Genomic DNA, 24,647 nt, shown 5'->3' on the forward strand with positions numbered 1-24,647 from the left:
TATGAAAATATTAATAAAAAATGCCGGTGTATTTGATGGAAGGCATATAGAATTAAAGGAAAATGCGTCGGTTGTAATTGAAAACAACCTGGTAAAAGAGATCTTGAAAGGAGAGTTTTCAGAGGAATGCTTTGACAGGATTATTGACGCAAAAAATAAAACCGTGATACCAGGGCTTACAGATGCCCATGTTCACTTGTTTTTCAACGGAGCAGGTATATCTGATGCTATGAGGCAGGATGAAAATGCAGTCCGTTCCGTCCGGTTTGCCCGGGATATGCTTCTTCGCGGGTTTACAACGGTTCGTGATGCAGGAGGCGTGACTTTTGGGTTAAAGAAAAATATTGATAACGGATATCTGGAAGGGCCAAGGATATTCCCATCAAATGCTTTTATTTCCCAAACAAGCGGTCATGGTGATACAAGAGCAAGCCGGGCAGAATACCGGCTGACCGACGGAATCTATACCTCTGCTGCCTTGCAGAGTAAGGGCACCGTATTGGCAGACGGAGTGGCAGAAGTGCTGAGAGCCGTGCGGGAACAGCTTTTTCTTGGAGCTTCCCAAATAAAGATCATGGCAGGAGGCGGGATTTCTTCTGCTTATGACCCGGTTCAGACCGTACAGTTTACCCTGGAGGAAATGAAGGCGGCAGTTTCAGCGGCATCGGACTACGGAACTTATGTCATGGCACATCTTTATACGCCACAGTCCATGCAAAGGGCCGCAAGAGCCGGGGTTAAAAGCTTTGAGCATGCGACGATGATGGATGAAGAAACGGCTAAGATCATAGCTGCCAATGGAATATGGGTAACAGCCGGCCCCCAGTGCGGCAGAAACTGGCATAATGAGTCTACACCGGAATATATAAAGAGAAAATCAGCCATGGTAAGGCAGGGAGAAGAGCTTACTACAGAACTGATCCATAAATATGATCTTCCTATACTATTTGGAACAGATTCTTTTGGAGACCCGGAGCGGGTAGATAAATATCAATTAGAGGATTTTACCTTTTTTAAAAAGAGATTTGGCAGTTTCAAAGGCCTTGCGGCAGCAACAGGGAATATTTACCAGCTGACAAAGCTTATGACCTATCAAAATCCCTATCCGGAAGGAAAAATAGGAGTATTGGAAAAAGGAGCCTTTGCAGACTTGTGCATTGTGGAAGGGAATCCTGTTGAGAATCTGGATATACTGGCGGACAGGAACAATATGAAATTGATCATGAAGGATGGGAAAATCTATAAAGACATTTTATAAAGTGATTTACTAATTAAATAAAAATGTGAAAAAGATGTTGACATCCCAAAAAGATAAGATTATAATCAATGCATATAAAACCTATGAGAATAATAGGATATATCGGGAAAGGATGCTATTCATATGAAAAAAACAATGGTTACTGCCAGGACGAATCATTTTTCAAATATTGAAAAGATGGATTGCTGTTGTTGTAAAACTGTGTGCATGTATATGAATACAGCTTATTTTTGTATGTATTAGAATACCTGGATCCGCAGCAGAGGCTTGACAGGTACTATAATAGTACCTGTTTTTTTATAAGCAGAAATTGATGATAAAATTCATCAACTATACCGTTGGTCCATTTCACAGGAACAAAACGATGCAGGAAATACCAAGGGAACGTCAGGTACATATAAAGAGGAACCGTCTGAAAAAGAATCCATAGGCTGATCCATGAAATGGCCGGACGTGTAAAGTATGGTTCCATTGCCATCATAATTCAGGATGGAAAAATAGTGCAGATAAAAAAAGAAAATATCGGATTAAAGGACTGACTGGACAACCGGAGGTTCTGATAAGCAAAATGCGTATCAGGAGAAGGTTGTCTTTTTTGTATCCAAATATAAGAAAGCTGAGAAAGAGAGATTAATATGGCAAATACATATCAAAACCTGCAAAAGTCACATCCATGCTTTGGAGGAAATAAAAACAATGTGGGCCGGATCCATCTTCCGGTGAGCCCCGGCTGCAATATTTCCTGTAAGTTCTGCGACAGAAGGATCAATGACCAGGAGGAAAGGCCGGGAGTGACCTCTAAGGTGCTCACTCCTTCACAGGCCTTGGAGGTCCTTGACAAAGCTCTTGCCCTTTGCCCGGAGATTACGGTGGCAGGTATTGCAGGGCCGGGTGATACCCTGGCTACGGATTATGCCCTGGAAACCTTCCGTCTGGTAAAGGAACACCATCCGGAGCTGATCAAATGCATGAGCACCAACGGCCTTCTTCTCTATGAACGGGCGGAGGAGATCATTGAAATCGGAGTGGAATCCGTGACCGTTACGGTAAATGCGGTGGATCCTGAGATCGAAGCAAGGCTGAACCGGTGGATCCTGTACCATGGACATATTTATGAGGGAGTCCAGGCAGCCGAGATCCTCATAGAAAACCAGTTAAAGGGCATCAGAAAAATAGCGGATGCAGGAATCACGGTAAAGGTGAACACCGTGCTGGTGCCCAGCATAAACGGAGAACACATTGAGGTTATTGCAAAGGCCGTAAAAGAGGCAGGCGCATGCATCTACAACATTATCCCCCTGATCCCTCAATCAGAACTTTCCCATGAAACCGCACCTGTATGCCAGGAGATCGATGAGGCCAGAACCTTGGCTGGAAAGCACATTGATGTCTTCCGCCATTGCCAGCACTGCCGTGCCGATGCAGTGGGCATGCTTGGGGGAAAGGATTTCGGAGACATGATATACCAGAGAAGGATCGCAGGAAGCGATACCTTTTCCCACGGTTGAAGAAAGGGGAGGTGAAACACCGTGAAGTATAAGATTGCAGTGGCATCAACAGACGGAAAGGTAGTCAACCAGCATTTTGGAAGAGCCGAAGTCTTTTATATCGTGGAGGCTGACAGCGGGGATATGACATTCACATACGTGGAAAGCCGTAAAGCAGCTCCCATATGCAGGGGACAGGAGCATGATGACAGTCAGCTGGAGCTTTTGGCAGCAATGGTGGAAGATTGTGATTATGTCCTGGTCAGCCGGATCGGAGCCGGTGCAAGGGCCGCCCTGGAACAGAATCAGACAGAGGTCTTTGAACTGCCGGGATATATTGAGGATTCTGTCCGAAGGCTTCTTTCTTACACAGAGGTCCGGAAATTATTGATTGATATTTAGAAAGGAGGCATGACCATGAGTGAAATATATTCAGGAATCAGAGAAAGCCATCCAAACAGGTACAATGATCTGGGTTCTACCGGCAGCCGGGCGGAGGAGGATTTTAAGAACGGCTGTTTAAAGAAAGCGGACCGGAGCTTTGCCCAGGGCCTGCAGTGCCAGCAGATCAACAGCATGGCGGCCTTAATGTCCCTGGAAGATTCCGTTTTTATCGCCCATTCTCCCCAGGGCTGCGTGGGCTGTACCTCCCTGGCAGTGGATCAATACCGGGTGGGGCAGGCACACCGGGGAGTGAAGCATATTAAAAATCCAAGGATCATTGTGACAAACTTAGATCAGAATAATGTGATCTTCGGAGGGGAAAGCAAGCTTAGAAAAGCCATTGAAGATGCAGTATCAAGGTATCATCCGAAACTTATCTTTGTATTTGCCTCCTGCGCCTCAGGCATTATTGGGGACGATATTGATGCCATAGTAAAAGAACTGCAGAAGGATAGGCAGGAACTCATCATTCCGATTCACTGCGAGGGCTTTCAATCGAAAATCTGTGCTTCCGGCTTTGACGCGGCCTTTATTTCCATAAACAAATACATATTAAAAAAGCAGAAACTAGAAAAGATAAAAGGCCTGATAAACTTATTTGCTCCTGTTTCCATAAGCTACGCAGATCAGAAGGAAATGGAGCGGATGCTGTCATTGCTTGGGCTTTCTGTAAACTATATTCCTTTTTACAGCTCCTTAGATAAGATTAAGCAGATCCCCGCAGCCCAGGCTTCCACTTCCATCTGTAAAGTATTTGCAGATGAATTCATGAAAACCCTGAAAGAGGATTATGACATCCCATATTCCCATACGGTTATGCCCATCGGGGTCCGTAATACGGATATCTGGTTCCGTGGGATCGCAGGGATTGTGGGTAAGGAAAAGGAAGGAGAAGAGATCATAAAAAGTGAGCATGAACGGATCCTTCCTCTGGTGGAATCCATTAAGGACCGGCTGAAGGGAAAACGGGTATTTATCTGCGGCGGAACCGGCCGTTCCTTTGCAGCGGCCGCACTGATCGATGATTTCGGAATGGAGCTGGTGGGGCTTGAGACGCCGACTTATGATGAAGACGCCCAGGCGGACATTGAATATCTCAATGCCATTCACCCCAACTATGTCCTTGACATTGCCAACATGCAGCCCTTTGAGCAGGTGAATCTGGTGAAAAGGCTGAAACCGGATGTGTTCATCGGAGTTCCCGAGTGGGCGGCAAAGCTTGGAATCCCAACCACACATGTTCTGGATATGAAACGGCCTACCATGGGATATGACGGACTTTTATTTTTGGGAAATAAAATTGCCGAACAGCTGGAAAATCCCGGTTTTAATGTGAAGCTGTCAAAGCATATCAGGCTTCCTTACAGGGACAGCTGGTACGAAGAGGATGCATTTAAATACATAATCGGAGGTGATTGAAATGTCGGAAATAATTGAAAACCCCAGAGGAGGCTGTGTTCTGGCCGGAATAAATTCCGTACTTGGGGCTATAGACCGGGTATGCCCTATTTATCATGCAGGGCCTGGATGCTGTATGCAGTCAACTGCTTCCGATCAGGGGCAGTCAGGCAATAAGAATTCCAGCTTTGTAAGCAGCGTTTCCATCCCCTCCACCAACATGCTGGAGCGGGAAGTGGTATTCGGAGGAACAAAAAAGCTGCAGTCAACCATTCAGGGAGCCTTGGACATCATTGATGCGGATGCATATTTCGTCCTTACGGGCTGTACGGCAGGAATCATCGGGGATGACATTAAAAGCATTGGGGAAGGGTTTAAGGAAAAAGGATACCCGGTCTACCCCATAGATACTCCTGGATTTGCCGGAGACAGCAACTTAGGGTATGAGGTGGTCTGGAACGCCATGATCGATCAGGTGATAGAAGAAGGAGTCCCAAAGGAAGAAGGCCTTATAAACGTATTTGGGATCATTCCCTACCACGATCCCTTTTGGAGCGGGAACTTAGAGGAGATCGCAAGGCTGTTAAGAAAGCTTGGATTAAAGGTTAATACTTTTTTTACGGAACACCAGGGAATTGAAACCATCAGGAAATCTTCCGGAGCGGTTTTAAACCTTATCATTCACCCCTGGATATTGAAAGGGCCGGCCGGAAGGTTTGAAGAAAAATTCGGGGTTCCCTTTCTCCGCTATCCCGGTCTTCCCATCGGTGCCAGTGATACCAGACGGTTTATCCTTGAAGTGGCTCATGCCTTAAAGCTGGATGACAGGTTGGTTAATAGGGTGATAGAGGAAGAGGAGGATTATGTGTACCACTATCTGGCACAGGCCATCGGTGCCCTGAGCTGGAAAAAATTCGCCGTGGTCGGGGATGCGTCAATTGCCGTGGGAATCACCCGGTATCTTGCCAACGATTACAGTTTTACTCCTGTGCTTGTGGTCATATCAGAACCGGTATTCCGGCAGGAAGACAAAGACAGGATCTTAAGTGAGCTTACTGATCTGGAATATGCAAGGCCGCCTAAGGTGGTTTTCAGTCCGGACCAGCATGAAATAAATATAGCTCTTTTGGATGAGGAGGATATTACCCTTATCATAGGAAGCAGCAATGAGGAGGAAATCAGTTCCCTTAAAGAGGTGCAGTGCATCGCAGCGGCATTTCCCATAAAGGACCGGCTGATTTTCAACAGGGCTTACGCGGGCTATAGAGGAAGCCTGACTTTGATTGAAGACTTATACGACAATTTATAATGCGAATCAGAAAGAGAGGATTTTATCAATGGGACAAATCAGACAGATAGCCATTTATGGGAAGGGAGGAATCGGAAAATCCACTACAACCCAAAACCTTACGGCGGGGCTGGTGGAGCTTGGGAAAAAGGTCATGGTAGTGGGGTGTGATCCAAAGGCGGATTCCACCAGGCTGCTCTTAGGCGGCCTGGCACAGAAAACGGTTCTTGATACGTTGCGGGAAGAGGGAGACGGCGTAAAACTGGAACGCATCCTGAAGGAAGGTTATAAAGGGACCAGGTGTGTGGAATCAGGAGGCCCGGAGCCGGGGGTAGGCTGTGCGGGAAGAGGCATTATCACTTCCATAGGACTTCTTGAAAATCTGGGTGCTTATACCGATGATCTTGATTATGTGTTTTATGACGTATTGGGCGATGTGGTCTGCGGAGGATTTGCCATGCCGATCCGGGAAGGAAAGGCCAAAGAAATCTACATTGTGGCAAGCGGGGAGATGATGGCCCTGTATGCGGCAAATAATATTGCAAAAGGCGTTAAGCGGTATGCAAAGTCCGGAGGGGTGAGGCTTGGGGGAATCATCTGCAACAGCCGGAACGTAGACCGGGAACTGGATCTGCTCCGCGCCTTTTCAAAAGAGCTTGGGACCAAGCTTCTCTACTTCGTTCCAAGAGATAACATTGTGCAGCATGCGGAGATCAACCGCAAAACAGTCATTCAATACAAACCCGATTCCAGCCAGGCAAATGAATACCGGAATCTTGCTCAGGCAATCATCGACAATCAGGATTTCACCATTCCCACGCCCATGGACCAGGAACGGCTGGAGGAGATCCTTTTTGAATTCGGACTCATGAATATCAATGACGATTATAAGATCTAAGCACAAAGGTGCTGGATCAAGGAGGGAATCAATGAGTAATATTCATAAATCAATCACCGAACTCATAGGAAGAACGCCTCTTTTGGAGCTGGAGAATTATGAAAGAAAACACGGTCTGGAAGCGAAGATCATAGCAAAGCCTGAGTATTTCAATCCCAACCAGAGCGTAAAAGACAGGATTGCACTTGCAATGATCGACGATGCAGAAAAAAAGGGACTCTTAAAGCTGGGGTATACCATTGTGGAGACCACCAGTGGAAATACGGGGATCGGCATGGCGGCAATTGCGGCAGCCAGGGGATATTCCTTCAGGGTATATGTCCAGGATAATGTCAGTGAGGAGCGGTTTAAAAACATCAAAGCTTTTGGCGGAGAAACAACCAGATTTTCCCAGGTGCCCGAGGTCCAGGCAGTGTTAGATGAAACAGGCGGGGATTTTGTAGCGGCTGTCAGAACATTAAAGAAGAAAGTGCTGTCAAAAGAAAAAAACATCTTCTTTGTCAATCAGATCGAAAATCTGGCAAATCCTTCCGTTCATGAAGCGGCCACAGGGCCCGAGATATGGGCGGATACAGAGGGAAAGGTGGATATTCTGGTGGAAGCATTTACGATGAAAAATATGAGGTGGAAACCTATCAGGCATATGAAGCTGCAAAGGAAGTTGCAAGGACGGACGGGATTTTAGTGGGAACCTCATCCGGGGCCGCCATTTTCGCAGCAACCAAGGTGGCAAAAAGAACGGAAAACAAAGGAAAGAATCTTGTGGTTATTTTGGCGGATACCGGTCTTAGGTACCTGTCCACGAAACTTTTTGAAGAAGCATAGTGAAAGTTTGGAGGTTAAATATGGCAATTAATTTATCAAATTCAAATCTGGCCACCAGGGAGACCCGGCTAGGCTCCATAACCGGATATGTCGGAGACTTGCATGATCTTGCCAGCCAGAGCAAATGCGGCAGCTTAAAGGGCTGCGGACGCTGTTTTTCCCAGTCAAGTACCTGCTTATCCGGCTGTGCCCTCAGCCAGCTTGGAGGGATCCGGGATGTGGCGGTCATTCACCACGGCCCTTCCGGGTGCTCGGCCACGGCAAGTTCTCAGTACATCATTACCAATCAGGTGGCTGCTAAAAGAGGTGTCGTAAACAAATCCGTCTATATTGGTACAGATATGAATGAGAATGATACCATTTTCGGCTCCACAGAAGCGCTGGCGGATATCATTGTGGAGGTCAACCGGCGTTACCAGCCAAAGGCAATTTTTGTCAGCAGCTCCTGTGCCACGGGGATCATCGGAGAGGATATTGACAGCGTGGTGGATGATGTGAAGGACCAGATTCCGGTGCCTGTCATAGCTGTTCACTGTGAGGGCTTTAAATCACGGATTTGGGCGACTGGGTTTGATATATCCGATCATGCGGTGTTAAGCGGAATCGTAAAGCCGCCAGAGCAGAAAAGAAACACCGTTAATTTTAAAAACTTTTTCGAAAGCGCAAGAAATGAAGTCATTGAAATGTTTAAGAATTTTGATTTAGAGCCCATTTTTTTATATGCCAATGCAACGGTGGAAGAACTGGAACATTTATCTGAGTCCGTTGCTACGACATGCATCTGCGGAGTTCTTGGAAATTATCTGGGCAACGGCTTAGAAGAGCTGTACGGCGTTCCCTATATCCGGACCGTCAATCCCTTAGGGATCGTCGGATTTGAGACATGGCTTAGGGAAATCGGAAGAGTTGCCGGCAAGCAGCTTCAAGTGGAACATTACATAGAAGAACAGAGAAAAATTTATATTCCCCAGATAGAAGCGGTGAAGAAAGAATTAAAGGGATTAAAAGCGGTTCTTGGAATGGGACCGGGCTACACCTTTGAGGTAACGAGAGTGTTAAACGAGCTGGGAATTGAAGTGGTTTGGGCGCTGGCATGGCATTATGACAAGAAATATGAAAACGGGGATGTTCCCCCTGCCATGAGTTATCTTCTTGACAATAATATCAATTTTGAAGCCAGTGTGGCGGACCAGCAGAACTTTGAGGTAATGAACATCTTAAATAAGTACCGCCCTGATTTATACCTTTCCCGCCATCCCGGCTCCACGGTATGGGCCATTAAACAGGGAACCCCGGCAGTCTATGTGGCGGACGAATACATGATATTCGGATATAAGCATACCCTGGAGTTCGCTCATACGGTTTTAGATACCATACGGAACCGGAGCTTTGAACAGAATCTGGCAAAAAGAGTGAAGCTGCCTTACACGGACTGGTGGTATAAGCAGGATGTGGGAAGCTTCTTAGAGGAGGCGATTGGCTGATGGCGAAGATCTTAGATAAACAGAGGTATAAATGCGCGATGAGCGCCATGCAGACCGTTCAGGCAATCGAACGGGCGATTCCTGTCCTTCATTCCGGTCCGGGTTGTGCCCAGAAGCTTTCCAATTCCTCGGGAAGCTCCGGCTATTTTTCACCCAACATCTATCCCTGTACCAGCATCAACGAAAGGGATGTTGTATTCGGAGGTGTTAAAAAGCTTGAGTCAACCATCAAGCATTCCCTGGATGTCATTGATGCAGATTTATATGTGGTATTAACCGGCTGTATCCCGGAGATCGTGGGTGACAACACCGAAGAAGTGGTGGAAGGGTTTCAGGATGCCAAAAAACCGGTGATCTATGCCTCCACCGCAGGATTTAAGGGCAACAACTACAAGGGCCACGAGCAGGTGGTGGATGCAATCATTGACCAGCTTTTGGAGCGGTCAGATATCCGGGTAAAAAATCTGGTGAATATATGGGCAGATGTGCCTTATCAGGATGAGTTCTGGCTGGGAAATTTAAGAGAGCTTGAAAAACTGGTTGAGGAGCTTGGTCTTACGCCGAATACGATATTTGGCTATCAAAGGGGATTAAGTAACATAAAGAGGATACCGCAAGCCGAATTTAACCTGCTGGTGTCTCCTTGGGTCGGGCTTAATAATATGAAGAACATGGAGAAGAAGCTTGGAATTCCTTACCTCCACTATCCGACGCTCCCCATAGGGGCCTTTGAAACCAGTAAATTCCTTCGGGAAGTGGGCGGGTTTGCAAGAGTGCCAGAGGAGAAGATTGAAAGCCTGATTGCAGAGAAAGAAGCTTATTATTACTACTACATCGAACGCTATGCGGATTTATTCCTGGAGACCAGAGTCATGTCAAAACAGTTTACGGTTGTATCCGACGCCCAATATGCCCTTGGCATTACGAAGTTCCTGGTCAATGATCTGGGTTTATTTCCCGCAAAGCAGTTCGTGACGGATGACACCCCAAGAGAATTCAGGGAAAAGGTCTTTTCCTATTTTAAGGAACTGAATTTTGGCATAGAAGCAGAGGTGAGTTTTGAGACAGATGGCTACAAGATCCACAACGAGATCAAAGCCCATGACTATCATGGATATCCCCTGATTCTTGGAGGCCATTGGGAGAAAGAGATCGCAAAGCAGACCGATGCCCATTTCCTTAATGTATCCTGGCCGGTGAACGAAAGATTGGTGATGAACAGCTATTATGCAGGATATGACGGGGGCTTAAAGCTGATCGAGGACATTTATTCTGTTGCCAGAACAAGATTCAATTAACAGATCCGTTTCATGGAGGAAATATTATGCCATATAAAATTGCGGTTGCATCTTCTGACGGAGTGAACATTGATGTGAATTTTGGGGCAGCCCATAAATTTCTCATCTATGAGGTGGGGGAAAGCGGTGAGTACGCTCTTTTGGAAATCAGGGAAGCCGTAAAAGAAGCCGGGGAGCCTTCTTTCTGTAATGACGGGTGTAAAGGCGGGGGCTGCCAGAGTTCTAAAGAGAGCCATCCCTGGGTGGATTCCATAGCAGACTGCCGTTGTGTCATCTGTAAAAAGATCGGCTTCCACATTCAAAAGCAGCTTGAAAAAAAGGCGGTCAGCGCCTTTGATGTGGAAGGGAAAATCGAGGACACATTGGAGAAAATCACCTGGTATTTTCACCGGGTGGACCACCATCAGACACTTCGCGGGATGGCAAATGAAACGTCAAATAGAAAGGATGGAAAAAAGTGATGAGAAGAGGGATAAAGAAGTTTGCTCTGGCAGCAGTATTGACAGCATTGGGGGCGGCAGTGCTGTCCGGCTGCGGGAAAAAGGCGGCAGCAGCGGACAGCGGCATCACAAAAGTGGTGGTTGGGACCGGCAACGCCTATGAACCATATTGCTACTTAGATGAAAAGGGAGAGCTTGCCGGGTATGAATACCAGGTTTTAAAAGCAGTGGATGAGCTGCTCCCTCAGTATGAATTTGATTATCAGACCTCTGATTTTGCCAATGTGCTGATTTCTCTTGATGCAGGTAAGATTGATATTGCAGCTCATCAGTATGAATGGAATGAGGAAAGAGATGAAAAGTATCTGTTTGGAAAAGAACCTTATACCACCTATGTAACCTATCTGGCCGTAGCAAATGACAGGACAGATATCCAGTCTCTTGATGATCTTAAGGGACGGAAGGTAAAAAGCTCTACCGGGTCAAATTCCGTGTACATCCTGGAAAATTATAATAAGGATCATGAAGATAATCCCATAAAAATTGACTACGTGAACAATTCAACCGATGAAGAGACTGTTACCGGTCTTTTAAACGGAGTATGGGATGCCACCATCTTAACAAAGCGGGATACGGAAAAGCTGAATAAAAACTACGGAAACGGCAAGGAAGTCATAAAGGTGACGGGGGAGCCCATCCAGTCCTCATCCACGTATTTCATTTTTGCAAAGGACAATACCCAGCTGCAGGAGGCAGTGGATGAAGCGGTGAAGCAGTTAAAAGAAAGCAGAAAGCTTGCACAGATATCAAAGGATGTAATCGGCGGGGATTATACGGAAAGCGAGTAATGGTATGGATAAACTGTTTGGCTGGGAGCGGTTCTTTGAAAATATCCCTAAAATTCTTCCATATTTATCAGTGACCTTTCTGATCGTGATCTATGCCACTGTATTCGGAGTGCTTCTTGCGGTTTTCATTGTTCTGACAGAGCTTAAAAGGATTCCGGTCCTGTATCCGTTTTTTAAGGTGTATGTCTCGTTTATGAGAGGGACGCCCATGCTGGTGCAGCTGATGCTCATTTATTACGGGATACCGGCTCTGATTGATCCAGTTTTAGGTACCAATATCAACCGGGGCTGGAGTGCGGTGACCTTTGCTTATATCACATTTATCTTAAATCAGGGAGCATTTCTTTCAGCCATATTTTACGGCGCGATCACCTCTGTCCCTTATGGGCAGACAGAGGCGGGGTTAAGCGTGGGGCTTACAGAGCTTCAGACCTTTCGAAGGATCCTTTTGCCCCAGATGGTAAGGATCGCCCTTCCGCCCTTTGGTTCTGATCTGGTGGGGCTGTTCCAAAACTCCTCCCTTGTATTTCTCATTGGCGTTACCGATATCATGGGGAGGGCCAAATCCATTGGCGCGGCCACAAAACATGTATTGGAAGCCTATGTGTTTGTGGTGATAATTTATATTGTTATCAGTTTAACGATCCGGCTTCTTTTTTATTACCTGAATACAAAACTGGAGTATGGGAGAGAAGGATTAGAATGAATTTTAATACCGCTCATTTTTATGAAAGCTTTATTTATGGTATCAGGTATTTTCCCAACACCCTGAGGCTTGTGTTCATTCCACTGGCAATAGGCCTGACCCTGGGAACGGTGACCGCGCTGGTCAGGGTCTACAAAGTACCTGTCCTACATAAGCTTCTTGGGATTTTTGTTACCGTATATCAGGGCGTTCCCATTGTGGTGGCACTGATGATATACAACCTGGTTTTCATGCTCAAATTCAATGACCTGGCCAGATTTTTACATATTAAAACAAAAGCCGCTGACGTGGATAATATCTGGGTAGGAATTTTTGCTCTGAGCCTTACTGCGGTCTGTTCCATTTCAGAGGGCATCCGGGGAGCTCTGTTATCCATTGACAAGGGCCAGGATGAAGCCGGGTATTCCGTAGGACTTACAAAGGTCCAGACCATCAGGCGGATCATCATCCCCCAGATGATCCCGGCAGCCATCCCCACCCTGATCAATCACGTGGTTGGTTTGATCAAGGCCTCCTCTGTTGTCATGGCCATCGGCATTATTGAAATTGTGGCAGGAGCCACCATTCCTAGCTCCCGGACCTATTCTTTTTTTGAAGGATATGTTGCTGCCGCAGTCATATACTGGGCATTTACCATTGTGATCGAATACCTGGCAAGGGCTTTAAGACGCCATATGAGTAAATTTAGGAGGAATCCATATGATTGAAGTGAAAAATGTAAAAAAAGCCTTTGGAAAGCAGCAGGTCCTAAAGGATGTTTCTGTGGAGGTGGAGGATGGCCAGGTAGTGGTTGTCCTTGGCCCCAGCGGATCAGGAAAAACCACATTGCTGCGGTGCATTAATTTCCTGGAAAATGCGGACAGCGGACAGCTTGCCATTGGGGATACTTGTGTGGACTTAAAAAAAGCCACTAAAAAGCAGATCCTGGAGATCAGAAGGAAAACGGCCTTTGTGTTTCAGAATTACAATCTTTTTGCCAATAAAACGGCATTGGAAAATGTCATAGAGGGCCTTGTTACGGCAAGGCGTATTCCCAGGGAGGAAGCCATGAAGCAGGGGAAGGAAGCCCTGGACTGGGTGGGATTAGGGGAGAAATATCATTTCTACCCTTCCCAGCTTTCCGGCGGGCAGCAGCAGCGGGTGGGCATTGCCAGAGCCTTTGTCTTAAATCCGGAAGTGATTCTGTTTGACGAACCCACCTCAGCCCTGGATCCGGAGCTGGTGGGAGAAACACTGGATATCATAAAAAAAGTGGCAGGCAGAGGAATTACCATGATCGTGGTGACCCATGAAATGTCCTTTGCCCAGGATGTGGCGGATAAGGTGATTTTTATGGACGACGGAGTTGTGGTGGAAGAAGGGAAGCCGGAAAAGATTTTTTCAAATCCCAGGGAAGAGAGAACCAGACAGTTTCTGTCCAGGATCATTTCTCTGGAACCCAATTATTTCATATAAGGGTGGGGCCTGGGAAAATAAAGATAAAGGAAGCTTAAGCGGAGCTTTTAGACCTGGTTGGGATTCCGGCGGCAAAGGAAAGAATGAAGGATTATCCCCACCAGCTGAGCGGGGGAATGAGGCAAAGAGTGATGATAGCCATGTCTGTCTCCTCAGGCCCTCAATTGTTTCTGAATCCGCTGCACCCCTATACCGTGGGACTGCTGAAGTCCATTCCCGGAATGTACGGAGCTGTGCAAAACCCGGGAACCACCCGTCTTGCGGATCGGTTCCTATGAAATCGCATGCTGGAAGTATGAAAAGAAAAGCATTGTTTAGCAGGAGAGGAGAATGAAATGTTACAGGTAAAGACCCCGGAAATTTATATAAGTGAACCAGGCGCCATAAAATCACTTGGGACCGTTGCTGAAAAGTACGGAAAGCGCGGGCTGATCGTCTGGTCGGCAACGGCAAGAAAGGTCACGGAAGAAGCCGTGGCCGAGGCTCTGGGAGTACAGAGGATCATCTATATGGAATATCTGCTGGAGGGATATCCTACGGAGGATAAGGCAAATGAAATAGCGGAGCTGTCAGAAGAAAAGGGAATCGAAATCCTGATCGGGATCGGCGGCGGAAGGGTCATTGACACAACAAAGGCAGCCGGAGACATTTTAAAAATACCGGTTATATCCGTTCCAACCATAGCCGCCACCTGCGCGGCCTGGGCTGCATTGTCCGTGATGTATACGAAAGAAGGAAACTTTGATCATTTCCGGCGCAACGGGCATTCCCCAAAAGCGGTGGTAGCGGATACGGAAATCCTGGCAAATGCGCCGGTTCGGTACTTAAGGGCCGGAATCGTGGATACCCTGGCAAAATGGTATGAAACTTCCGTGGGTTTTGACCTCTCGGACAGCGACTTTTCCCATATAAGTTCTGTCAATACCGCACGTCTGGCATATGATTTTCTGGATAAACAGGCGGCAAAGGTGATACAAAATGCAAGGGAAAAGAAGATTGATGAAAATACCGTTAAAACGGTGGATGCCATTCTTTACCTGGCAGGAAATGTGGGAAGCTATGTGGGAGACAAGGCATTTTCCGGATTTGCCCATCCCTTTTACCATTCTTCCAGGATCGTGAAGGAAACCAGAAAGACGCTTCACGGCGAACTGGTGGCATTCGGGCTTCTCATGCAGGCGGTTCTGGAAAAGAAGAGCGGGGAGGAAATCCTTGCCGTGGTAAAGAAGTTCGGTGAGCTTGAAGTGGCCTTCACCCTGGAGGAGATCGGGATAGACGGACAGACCGAGGAGAAGCTTCAAGTCATTTCAGACCGGATCCGGGAGGTATTCGGAGGGATTTCCATATTGGAGGGAAACTCCGAGGAAAGGGCGATTATAAACGCGGCATATCAGGCGGATCACTACGTCAGAAGATATAGAAAGGAATTGGAATATGTCAATGGTTAAAGAAAGAAGCGGGGTGCAGAAAATCGCGCCTTATCAGGCGGCCAGATCCTTAGAGTCAGTGAAACGGGAATTTGGCCTGGACCAGATCATCAAGCTCGCGGGAAATGAAAACCGTCTGGGCTGCTCTTCCCGGGTAGCCGGTATTCTGGAAGAACAGAAAAGCCAGTTCTCCTTTTATCCGGATTCTAACTGCACGGTCTTAAGAGAACGGCTGAGTTCTATCCATAACGTGGAACCGGATCATCTGGTGTTCGGCAACGGGTCCTTTGAACTGATCGCATTGATTGCCCATGCGTATCTGGAAACAGGGGAAGAAGCAGTCATTCCGGATCCTTCCTTTGGCTGGTACCGGAATGTGACGCTGCAGATGAACGGGAAGCCTGTTATGATTCCCTTAAAGGAGTTTGCCATTGATACGGATGAAATCCTGCGCCTGATCAGCGGGCAGACAAAAATCATATGGATCTGCAATCCCAATAACCCCACCGGAACGGTCTTAAAGGAAGAACAGTTGAGGGATTTTATAAAAAAGGTGCCGGATCACATTCTGGTGGTTCTGGATGAAGCATACATCGATTTTGTGGAAGAACCTTATTTTGACACCACAGAACTCATAAAACAGCATAAGAATGTGATCCTTCTGCGGACGTTTTCCAAGCTCTACGGCCTGGCCTCCTTCCGGATCGGATACGGAATCGGAGACCCGGAGCTGATAGAAAAAATAAATAAGGTAAGAAGCCCTCTCAGCGTAAGCTTTCCGGCGCAAAAGGCGGCTGAAGTGAGTCTGGAGGATGAGGATTTTAAAAGACTTGTGCTTGACAATAACAGAAAGAGCCTGGATCTGTATTATTCGGAATTAAAACGGCTGGGACTTGATTATGTGAGGTCAAACGGAAATTTTATTCTGATCAGGACCGGAGCAGACGGAGAAGCCGTGGAGAAGGCTTTTCTGCAAAATGAAATTATTATAAGAAATGCATCGGAATTCGGCCTTGACGGCTGGATCCGGGTATCCGTCGGAACCTTTGAAGAAAACAAAAAAGTGATCCGGGTGCTGGAATCATTCACACAGGAAAGAAAAAGACAGGAGGAGAGTTAAATGAAATCAGGAAATCATAAGCTGTTTTGGGCATTGACGGCCGCAATACTGGTAACGGGAAGCGTTTCCGGATGCACAAAATCAAAGGAGGCCGGAGGGGATCCGGCAAAGACAGGTGAAAAAAGTTATACGCTCAACGTGGCAAAGACCAGTTCTTCCGCGCTGACGAATCCGCTGATCCAGCTGGCAGAGGAGAAGGGCTATTTTGACGGCTACCGTTTGGAACTCAAAAACACCACCCTTGAAACCTCGGGCACCTTTGAAGCCCTCAGCATCGGAAAGGTTGATACGACCTACGGACAGTTGATCCCGCCCTTGAGCTACGGGTCCCAGGGCTCGGATGTCACGTTGTTTGCAGGCACTATTTCAGGCGGAATGTGCGTCGTTGTAAGGCCTGAGAACGAAGAAGAATTAAAGGATTTAAAAAACTGGAAAGGCAAAAACATAGGCGTTATCCAGCTGTCCACATCCGAAATGGTTACCAAGTATGTACTGGGCAAGGACTATGGCTATAAAGCCGGAGAAGATTTAACGTATACGCTGATTGACGGATATCCCAACATTTCCCTTGCAGTCAACAAAGGCACGGTGGACATCGGTTTTATTTCCGCGGAGTATGTGGAAGGCGCGGTTTCGGAAGGCCTGGTTTACCTCTTTCCGCTGACCAATCTGCTGGAGGATTACGTATGCTGCCGCCAGACCGCATACAGCAAATCCTTCAAAGACAACAGGGAGGCATATGTGGCTTATTTAAAAGGACAGATCCGTGCATATAAAGACTACGTAAAGGATGAAGCCGGGACGGTGGCATCCCTTGCACAGGCGACCGGTGAAACGGAAGACTATATTAAAAATTATATTTACAACAAGGAAACCAACGGAAACCGTACCTATAACCCGGACCCCAATTATAATGGAACGCTGGCGGTTTATGACACCCTTCTGGAATGGGATTATGTGGAAAAGGGAACCGTACTTTCCCAGTTTTATGATCTGTCCGTATATGCAGATGCCTTAAAGGCTGTGATAGAAGAATACCCGGATGATACGTTCTTTACGGATATGTGGAAATATTTTGAAAAAAATAACAGTGAATATCCTGATTTTGATAAGGTTTACGGTAATTACCTGTGATGACCTGTGACACAAAGGGGAGATGATCCCCGGAAAAGACCGGCTTTCAAGCGGTTTAAGCTGAGCAGAAGGGAGTATGGGAAAAAGGATATGGCAGATGCGGTAATTGAAGTTCGCGATTTGAGTCTAACGTATGAAACGGAGAAAACAACATTTCAGGCTCTGGAACATATAAACTTATCGATCCAAAAAGGGGAATTTGTATGTCTGATCGGTCCCAGCGGATGTGGTAAAAGCACACTGTTAAGTGTTATGGAGGGTTTGAATCAGGCAACGTCAGGTGAAGTTCTGATCAATGGAAAAGCAGTTCATGGAACCGGGCCGGAGCGGGCGGTGGTATTTCAGAATTATTCCCTGTTTCCCTGGATGACGGCACGGCAGAATGTGGCATTTGCCGTAAGGGAATCCAGAAAGAAAACAAATGAAATAAGCAAAAAAGATTCTTTGGCAATCGCAGAGGAATTCCTGCACAAGGTAGATTTACATGGATTCGAAGACAAACTGCCGGGGGCTCTTTCCGGAGGGATGCAGCAGAGAGTCGCCATAGCAAGGGCACTGGCATGTAAGCCGGAAATACTGCTCATGGATGAACCCTTCGGCGCAATCGATGCCAAGACCCGGGAAAACCTTCAGCTGCTGCTGCTGAAGCTGTGGGTGGAGGATGAAAGTAAAAAAACCATTGTTTTTGTGACCCATGATCTGGATGAGGCACTGCTTCTGGCGGACCGGATTGTTTTCATGGTGCCCAAAGGGATACATAGCGTTCTGGAGGTTTCCATTCCCCGCCCCCGCAGCAAAGAGGTGCTGTTCGACAATGATGAATACCGGAGACTCCATGGGGAACTGGTGCGTTTGTTCTATATGGAGCATGTATCAAAAGAAATCGGGGGAAGCGAGGTAATCCTATGACCGCAAAAAAAATCCTGAACCTTCCCAACCTTCTGTATGTTTTCATATGGCTGTGTTTCCTTCTGCCAAGCCGTTACGCTGCCGAAATGAAGATCGGATTAAGGGACTGGTACGCATTCGGTGCGGTGCTTGTGCTTTTAGAGATCATTTATCTTATAAAAATAAATAATAAGGCGAAAATGCAGGCGACAAAGGATATTACCGGCTTCGTATACGCTGTTTTTCTGGTGTGGGAGCTGCTGGTTTCCAGGCTGAACCTTCTGCCCTATGTGTTCATACCGGCGCCGGAAAATGTTTTTTATGTGTTTTTGGATGATGCAAAGGTAATGCTGGAAGGCTTCGCCAGCTCCATGTATCTGCTGGTCATCGGCCTGCTCTCTGCCATTGTTTCGGCAGTGATCCTGGGAACCCTGGTGGGCTGGGTCCCCAGGCTGCGGAATGCCATCTATCCGATTACTAAAGCGATTTCAACCGTGCCGGCCCTGATCTATACGCCCTATGTGGTGCTTTTGATGCCCACCTTTAAGGCGGCCTCATTGTTTGTGATCTTCTTGAGCATCTTCTGGGGAACCTTTATGGGCATGATCAATAATACCGCTTTTGTGGAAAACCGGATCATAAATTCCGCCAAGGTACTGAACGTATCTACATTTACCATACTCTTTAAGATCATTATTCCGTTCAATATGCCGCGGATCATCAACGGTCTGCCCATCCATCTGTCAACCGCCCTGATGACTCTGACGGCGGCGGAGATGATCGGCGCTGACAGCGGAATGGGATTTTATGTCCGGGTGTCGTTAAATTACGCAAATTATACCAAGGCGATTGCAGGGATCATATTTATCGGGATCGTGGTCACAGGATTAAACGAGGTGGTGAATCTGTTAAAAAACAGATTCGTCAACTGGGAATATTGAGCCAAAGGAGGGATTCATGTCTGACAGAGCTTCAAAATATGATCTTACCGCCGGCAAAATAATGCCCGGGCTTCTGCGCCTTTCCCTTCCTACCATGGGCGTGCAGCTCATCCAGATGACCTATAACTTTGCCGGCATGTTCTGGCTGGGAAGGCTCTCAAGCGGTGCGGTAGCAGCCAGCGGAACCGTGGGGGTCCTCATATGGCTGTCTTTATAAAATAAAAAAACGGCACAGATAGAAAACCAAGGCGAAAGGAATGTGAGTTAATATGAATCAATATTTTAACTTTATGAAAATACCGGGGCTCATGGCAAAGGTGATGACCGCTTTTCCGGTCACGATAAAGCTGGTTTTGTTTTCCTTGCTCTTTGGACTGCTCATCGGCTTTGTATTTGCCTGCATGGCTTTAGCAAAAAGTAAATTATTAAACGCCATGGCAAAGGGTTATATTGCTTTTATGAGGGGGATGCCAATCCTGGTGCTTATTTTTATTTTGTATTTTGTCATGCCCCTGTATTTAAAAAAGATCGGAATCAATACGGCATCCTGGAACAAGGATTCTTTTATTATTGCAACACTGTCTCTTACTTCGGCGGCCAATATGGCAGAGATGATGCGATCTGCTTATCTGTCGGTTGATAAGTATCAATGGGAGGCAGCCTATAGCGTGGGAATGGGGAATTTGACTGCCTTTCGCCGGGTTATTTTCCCCCAGGCCTTTGGGGTCGCCATACCGGTTTTAGGGAATAACATTATTTATATTTTCAAGTCTACGTCGCTGGCCTTTTCCATCGGAGCCGTGGATATGTTCGGCAGAGCAAAGCTGATCAGTTCTAATTTATATGGATTGAACCGTGCCGAGCTTTATTTGGGGGTATCCATTATATTCTGGGTGGTGAGTGTCTTTTTAGAACAGATCACAAAATGGGCGGAACGAGTGTATACCAAAGGCAAAAAAATACAGATGAATTAAAGAGGAGGAGATTCATGGATTTTGAATTTATCGCATCAATGCTGCCTGCAATGATACCTGCAGTAAAAAATACGCTTATTATCACCTTTTTCTCCGCCTTCTTTGGCTGGATTTTTGGTATTGTAATCGCGTTAATTCGGATAAATAAAATAAAAGGCCTGTCCCGGCTGTTTGCTGTTTATGTATCTTTTATGAGAAGTGTGCCCCTGGTAATTATCATGTTTTTTATTTATTATGCCATACCCACGTTTATCGCTTATTATCGTTTTGAGCACGGGCTTTCCGTAGCCTCTGTGGCGGGAAATAAAAGCATCATTTACCCTATCATAGCTATGAGCATTTCAGAGGCTGCTTTTGCCTCAGAAACCTTTCGTTCCAGTCTGCTTGCGATTCCCCACGATCAGTTAGAGTCAGCGAAAAGCATAGGAATGACCACCTTACAGGCCTGTTTCCGCATTATCTTTCCGCAGGCGTTTGTTATCGCCCTGCCTAATATGGGAGGATTATTTATCGGCCTTATAAAAAACTCCACACTGGCTTATTATTCGGGCGTGGTGGAAATTACGGGCATGGCTTATACCCTGGCCAGTCCCAGTTATCAATTTCTGGAAGCATTTTTTCTGATTGCGGTGATTTATGAAACATTAAGCTTTGTCTTTTCAAAACTGTTTCGTAGGTTTGAGCAGAAGATGAGCAAATATAAAAAGGGAATTGTCCTATAGGAGAAGGGAGTGACATTATGATTGAAATGGAAAATGTAAAGAAAAGCTTTGGAAACTCCCAAATTTTAAAAGGAATTTCCATTCGGGTGAAGAAAGGTGATGTAACGGTTATCATTGGACCCAGCGGCTCGGGAAAAACCACACTTTTACGCTGTATCAATTTTTTGGAAAAAGCGGATGAAGGAAAACTGACGATCGATGATCTGACCGTGAATATGAAAAAAAGCAGCAAAAAAGAAACGTTAAATATTCGAAGAAAATGTGCCTTTGTATTTCAAAATTACGGTTTATTTCTAAATAAAACCGCTTTGGAAAACGTTATGGAGGGGCTGGTGGCGGTTCAGAAAAAGTCAAAAGAAGAGGCGAAAAAAATCGCTGTGGAGACTTTGGAATGGGTTGGCCTGTCTGACCGCATGGATTATTATCCTGTCAACTTATCCGGCGGACAGCAGCAGCGGGTGGGGATTGCCAGAGCAGTGGCTCTCTCTCCGAAGGTGATCTTATTTGATGAACCTACCTCGGCTTTAGATCCGGAATTAGTGGGAGAGACTTTAGAACTCATAAAAAAGGTGGCCCAGACAGGTATTACCATGATCGTGGTAACTCATGAAATGTCATTTGCCCAGGAAGTTGCCAGTCAGGTAATCTTTATGGATGAGGGATTGGTAGTAGAAACGGGGACGCCAAAGGAAATTTTCGGCAAGCCTAAAAATGAAAGAACCAAACAGTTTTTAACCCGCATTAATTCGCAGGACAGTATTTATTATATCTAAAAGTCAGGAAAGGGGATCTGGTAAAATGGAAAGAATCATCAGGGATAAGATCCGTGATACGCGGGAGGGATTTACCGACGCACAGGCAGGAAGTGCAGGACATATGCGTGACAGAGTTAAGAAAAATTGTTTGAAAAATGCCCACAGGAAATTTGAACAGGGAATCCAATGTGTTCAGGTAAACAGCGTGAATGCGCTGGCCAGTATTCAGGATTCTGTTATGATTATACATTCCCCCTATGGGTGTTCCGCCTGCGGCAGTCTGGCAGCCATCGAAAGAATCAATATATACAAGCATCATATGGGCGATACCAATGGAGAAAACAGCAGGATCATATCCACTGCTTTAGGGGAAAAGGAAGTGATATTAGGCGGTGAGGGCCGTCTGGAGGAAACGGCAAGAGAAGCAATTTTAAGGCACCATCCCAAAATGATTTTTATTTTGTCTTCTTGTGCATCTGCGATTATCGGAGACGATATCGATGCTGTTTCAGAACGATTGCAGGAAGAATATCCGGATGTGATTTTTGCCCCCATTCACTGTGAAGGCTTTAAATCCAGAAACCATGCGACCGGATATGATCTGGCTTTAAGCGCCCTGCAAAATTTTGTCATCAGGAATGCCAGACCCCAAAAGGAGAAAGGCCTCATTAATTTATTTGCCACCCATTCTTTAAGCCTGGCGGATCAGCTGGAGATGAAGCGCATGCTTAGGGCCATTGGTCTGGAAGCCAATATTATGCCTTACAATGCTGCCTATGAGGACATCATGCGAATTCCGGCGGCAGAGTATAACATTTCTGTGTGTCAGATCTTTGGGGATGAGTATATGGACTTTTTACATAAGGAATATGGAACTCCCTATACCGTCACTTGTATGCCTATCGGTTCAGACAGCACAGACCGGTGGTTAAGAGCCATTGCCAAACTGGTGGGAAAAGAAAAAGAGGCGGAGGAATTTATAGAGAGAGAACGGGGCGAGGTAGAAGAGGAAATCGGCCATATCAGGAAAAAGACGAAGGGGCTTAAGGTCTGTATTACGGCAGGTACCGGGCGCGGTTTAGCTGCCGCCACCTTAATGGGAGAATATGGGATGCAGCTTTTGTGTATCCATGCACCTTATTATGAAAAAGCGTATGTGGAAGATTTTGAGCGTCTGGAGGAATACCACGGAAGTGAATTCCTCATTAATGTAGCAGATATGCAGCCATATGAGCAGATCAATTTAATTAAAAAATTGAAACCGGATGTATTTATCGGCATGGCAAACTGGGTATCCAGACTGGGGATTCCCACTACCCATATTTTAGATGGAAAACGGCCGACCTTTGGATACAGGGGCGTTTTGTATCTGGGGCGGAAAATCGAGGATGCTTTGGACAATAATAATTTCAATAAAAAGTTAAAGGATTTTTCAAATCCTCCTTTTAGGGACAGTTGGTATAAAGAGGATGCCTTTAAATACTTTGATTTTCCGGCACAATAAAAGCTATGAGCTGAAAAAATGCTTCAAGGCAGTAAATGAAAAAATGGAGGATAGGTCAGATGAAAAAGTGCACGGAGCGTCCAAGGATTCTTTGTTCTTTAAACGGTGCCATAGACGTAGTGGGAAATTTATATAAAGGAATCCCTATTTTACACGCCAGTCCTGGATGCAGTATGCAGGCGGCAGTTCAAACAAACCTATATTATTTAGGAGGCTATCACGGGATGCCCAGTTCTAACGCCTACGAAAAGGAAGTGGTATTCGGTGGTGCGGGTAGGCTTAGAGAGACCATAGCCGGAAGCTTAGAGGTAATGGACGGTGAGCTTTATGCTGTCCTTACTGGCTGCAGCATGGGAATCAACGGAGATGATGTGGAGGCGGTGGTGCGAGAGTTCGAGGACAGCCCTTATCCCATCATTTCAGTTGATGTGGCTGGGTTTAAAGGAGATACTTACTATGGATATCAAAGTACACTTCTTGCAGTAGTGAAAAAGCTGGCCCGAAAAACAGAGACTGATCCGAAGCTGGTCAATCTCTATGGTCAGGTTCCAAGTGAAGATATGACCTTCCGTGGTGATTTAGAGGAGCTTTCCCGTATCTTTCAAAAACTGGGATTAAAGGTGAATACTTTTTTTATTGCCAGAGACGGGATACAGCAGATAACCGATTCAGGAAATGCGGCTTTAAATATTAATATTTCCACCTGGCTTAATAAAAACCTGGATGCCTATTATGAAAAAACTTTTGGCATCCCCACTCTGAATTATCCTGGGATGCCCATCGGCCCCACTGCTGTGGCAGACTTGATCCGTCAGATCGCGGAGCAATTGAATATTGAGAAAGCTTTGGCTGATCAAGTGATTTTTGTAGAACAACAGTATGTGTATGAATACTTTGATTCTCTTATGGGCAATTTTGAACGCCACAGATATATTTTGGTGGGTGAGAGCAATTTTGTGCTTGGAATCTCCAGATTTTTGACGAACGATCATGGGCACATTCCGTTGGCGGTGATCTGTACGGATAGTGTACCCGATAAAGTTCAACCGGAAATTGAAGCCCATATCAAAGCTTTGGCTTGCGACAGAAAGGCAGATGTATACTTTGAAAATGACGTGTACTTAGTGGAGCAGATAACGGAAAAGTATCAGGGACGGGCCACACTTCTTCTCGGGAGCACCTATGAAAAGAATATTGCAAAGAAACTGGACTCGTTCTTTGTGACTGTTTCCGCCCCCTGCCTGGATAAAGAGATTTTAAACAAATCCCATGTCGGTATCCGGGGGTGTATTTCTCTTATGGAGGATATGTACAATCATTATTGACAAAGTGTTATAAAAAGTAAAATATGAA

Annotated in this window: 28 protein-coding genes; all 28 read left to right on the forward strand. The window is 46.1% G+C overall.

The features are described 5' to 3' along the window. The first annotated feature begins 1 nt into the window (after position 1). The 28 genes from K401_RS0120345 (at position 2) to K401_RS0120475 (ending at position 24,619) form a co-directional block, all read left to right on the forward strand. Complete coding sequence (locus K401_RS0120345) at positions 2-1,258, forward strand: metal-dependent hydrolase family protein (RefSeq protein WP_024294685.1); 1,257 nt, start codon at positions 2-4, stop codon at positions 1,256-1,258. Between the two features lie 443 nt (positions 1,259-1,701). Further along, entirely contained in the window at positions 1,702-1,797 is a 96-nt protein-coding gene (locus K401_RS34090; protein ID WP_084492942.1) for a DUF2292 domain-containing protein, read from the forward strand. A 96-nt stretch (positions 1,798-1,893) separates the two neighbouring features. Continuing rightward, on the forward strand, positions 1,894-2,766 hold the full coding sequence (locus K401_RS0120355; RefSeq protein ID WP_024294686.1) for a radical SAM protein: 873 nt from the start codon (positions 1,894-1,896) through the stop codon (positions 2,764-2,766). 21 nt (positions 2,767-2,787) lie between these two features. After that, positions 2,788-3,147, forward strand: a complete 360-nt coding sequence (locus K401_RS0120360) for a NifB/NifX family molybdenum-iron cluster-binding protein (protein WP_024294687.1) — start codon at positions 2,788-2,790, stop codon at positions 3,145-3,147. 15 nt (positions 3,148-3,162) lie between these two features. Beyond that, positions 3,163-4,608 (forward strand): nitrogenase component 1, encoded by a 1,446-nt coding sequence (locus tag K401_RS0120365; RefSeq protein ID WP_024294688.1) that lies wholly within the window; start codon positions 3,163-3,165, stop codon positions 4,606-4,608. A gap of 1 nt (position 4,609) precedes the next feature. After that, on the forward strand, positions 4,610-5,896 hold the full coding sequence (locus K401_RS0120370; protein WP_024294689.1) for a nitrogenase component 1: 1,287 nt from the start codon (positions 4,610-4,612) through the stop codon (positions 5,894-5,896). Positions 5,897-5,933: 37 nt separating this feature from the next. After that, on the forward strand, positions 5,934-6,773 hold the full coding sequence (gene nifH / locus K401_RS0120375) for a nitrogenase iron protein (RefSeq protein WP_334291474.1): 840 nt from the start codon (positions 5,934-5,936) through the stop codon (positions 6,771-6,773). A gap of 31 nt (positions 6,774-6,804) precedes the next feature. Then, a complete protein-coding gene (locus K401_RS31390; protein WP_330363163.1) occupies positions 6,805-7,458 on the forward strand; it encodes a PLP-dependent cysteine synthase family protein in 654 nt (217 codons plus the stop codon). After that, positions 7,398-7,598, forward strand: a complete 201-nt coding sequence (locus K401_RS34340) for a cysteine transferase (protein ID WP_438830318.1) — start codon at positions 7,398-7,400, stop codon at positions 7,596-7,598. The genes K401_RS31390 and K401_RS34340 overlap by 61 nt, the downstream gene beginning before the upstream one ends. Before the next feature lie 20 nt (positions 7,599-7,618). Next, on the forward strand, positions 7,619-9,082 hold the full coding sequence (locus K401_RS0120385) for a nitrogenase component 1 (RefSeq protein WP_024294691.1): 1,464 nt from the start codon (positions 7,619-7,621) through the stop codon (positions 9,080-9,082). Next, positions 9,082-10,380, forward strand: a complete 1,299-nt coding sequence (locus K401_RS0120390; protein WP_024294692.1) for a nitrogenase component 1 — start codon at positions 9,082-9,084, stop codon at positions 10,378-10,380. Before K401_RS0120385 ends, K401_RS0120390 begins: the two co-directional genes overlap by 1 nt. 26 nt (positions 10,381-10,406) lie before the next feature. Further along, positions 10,407-10,841 (forward strand): NifB/NifX family molybdenum-iron cluster-binding protein, encoded by a 435-nt coding sequence (locus tag K401_RS0120395; protein ID WP_024294693.1) that lies wholly within the window; start codon positions 10,407-10,409, stop codon positions 10,839-10,841. Then, positions 10,841-11,668: a transporter substrate-binding domain-containing protein gene (locus tag K401_RS0120400; RefSeq protein WP_029700924.1), complete on the forward strand. Its 828-nt coding sequence runs from the start codon at positions 10,841-10,843 to the stop codon at positions 11,666-11,668. The genes K401_RS0120395 and K401_RS0120400 overlap by 1 nt, the downstream gene beginning before the upstream one ends. Positions 11,669-11,672: 4 nt before the next feature. Continuing rightward, positions 11,673-12,374 (forward strand): amino acid ABC transporter permease, encoded by a 702-nt coding sequence (locus tag K401_RS0120405; protein ID WP_024294695.1) that lies wholly within the window; start codon positions 11,673-11,675, stop codon positions 12,372-12,374. Continuing rightward, positions 12,371-13,081 carry an amino acid ABC transporter permease gene (locus tag K401_RS0120410; protein WP_024294696.1) on the forward strand — a complete coding sequence of 237 codons (711 nt, stop codon included), beginning with the start codon at positions 12,371-12,373 and terminating at the stop codon, positions 13,079-13,081. Before K401_RS0120405 ends, K401_RS0120410 begins: the two co-directional genes overlap by 4 nt. Continuing rightward, the gene (locus K401_RS0120415) at positions 13,074-13,829 is read left to right on the forward strand and encodes an amino acid ABC transporter ATP-binding protein (RefSeq protein WP_024294697.1); all 756 of its coding nucleotides are present in this window, start codon (positions 13,074-13,076) and stop codon (positions 13,827-13,829) included. The genes K401_RS0120410 and K401_RS0120415 overlap by 8 nt, the downstream gene beginning before the upstream one ends. 53 nt (positions 13,830-13,882) lie before the next feature. Then, on the forward strand, positions 13,883-14,107 hold the full coding sequence (locus tag K401_RS33870) for an ATP-binding cassette domain-containing protein (RefSeq protein WP_330363208.1): 225 nt from the start codon (positions 13,883-13,885) through the stop codon (positions 14,105-14,107). 57 nt (positions 14,108-14,164) lie between these two features. After that, positions 14,165-15,277 carry an iron-containing alcohol dehydrogenase gene (locus K401_RS0120425; protein ID WP_024294699.1) on the forward strand — a complete coding sequence of 371 codons (1,113 nt, stop codon included), beginning with the start codon at positions 14,165-14,167 and terminating at the stop codon, positions 15,275-15,277. After that, positions 15,264-16,376 carry a histidinol-phosphate transaminase gene (gene hisC, locus K401_RS0120430; protein ID WP_024294700.1) on the forward strand — a complete coding sequence of 371 codons (1,113 nt, stop codon included), beginning with the start codon at positions 15,264-15,266 and terminating at the stop codon, positions 16,374-16,376. The genes K401_RS0120425 and hisC overlap by 14 nt, the downstream gene beginning before the upstream one ends. Next, a complete protein-coding gene (locus K401_RS0120435; RefSeq protein WP_024294701.1) occupies positions 16,377-17,510 on the forward strand; it encodes an ABC transporter substrate-binding protein in 1,134 nt (377 codons plus the stop codon). It begins immediately after the preceding gene. Between the two features lie 90 nt (positions 17,511-17,600). Then, the gene (locus K401_RS0120440) at positions 17,601-18,419 is read left to right on the forward strand and encodes an ABC transporter ATP-binding protein (protein ID WP_024294702.1); all 819 of its coding nucleotides are present in this window, start codon (positions 17,601-17,603) and stop codon (positions 18,417-18,419) included. After that, positions 18,416-19,339: an ABC transporter permease gene (locus K401_RS0120445; RefSeq protein WP_024294703.1), complete on the forward strand. Its 924-nt coding sequence runs from the start codon at positions 18,416-18,418 to the stop codon at positions 19,337-19,339. The genes K401_RS0120440 and K401_RS0120445 overlap by 4 nt, the downstream gene beginning before the upstream one ends. Positions 19,340-19,355: 16 nt before the next feature. After that, complete coding sequence (locus K401_RS0120450) at positions 19,356-19,556, forward strand: hypothetical protein (protein WP_024294704.1); 201 nt, start codon at positions 19,356-19,358, stop codon at positions 19,554-19,556. 52 nt (positions 19,557-19,608) lie between these two features. Then, positions 19,609-20,313 (forward strand): amino acid ABC transporter permease, encoded by a 705-nt coding sequence (locus tag K401_RS0120455; RefSeq protein WP_024294705.1) that lies wholly within the window; start codon positions 19,609-19,611, stop codon positions 20,311-20,313. A 14-nt stretch (positions 20,314-20,327) separates the two neighbouring features. Further along, positions 20,328-21,035 (forward strand): amino acid ABC transporter permease, encoded by a 708-nt coding sequence (locus K401_RS0120460; RefSeq protein ID WP_024294706.1) that lies wholly within the window; start codon positions 20,328-20,330, stop codon positions 21,033-21,035. Between the two features lie 17 nt (positions 21,036-21,052). After that, a complete protein-coding gene (locus tag K401_RS0120465; protein ID WP_024294707.1) occupies positions 21,053-21,808 on the forward strand; it encodes an amino acid ABC transporter ATP-binding protein in 756 nt (251 codons plus the stop codon). Between the two features lie 25 nt (positions 21,809-21,833). Next, positions 21,834-23,294, forward strand: coding sequence for a nitrogenase component 1 (locus tag K401_RS0120470; RefSeq protein ID WP_024294708.1), 1,461 nt, complete (start codon positions 21,834-21,836; stop codon positions 23,292-23,294). A 59-nt stretch (positions 23,295-23,353) separates the two neighbouring features. Beyond that, positions 23,354-24,619 (forward strand): nitrogenase component 1, encoded by a 1,266-nt coding sequence (locus tag K401_RS0120475; protein WP_024294709.1) that lies wholly within the window; start codon positions 23,354-23,356, stop codon positions 24,617-24,619. Positions 24,620-24,647 lie beyond the last annotated feature (28 nt).

Origin of the sequence: Lacrimispora indolis DSM 755, from assembly GCF_000526995.1 — a bacterium.
GTDB classification, from domain to species: Bacteria; Bacillota; Clostridia; order Lachnospirales; family Lachnospiraceae; genus Lacrimispora; species Lacrimispora indolis.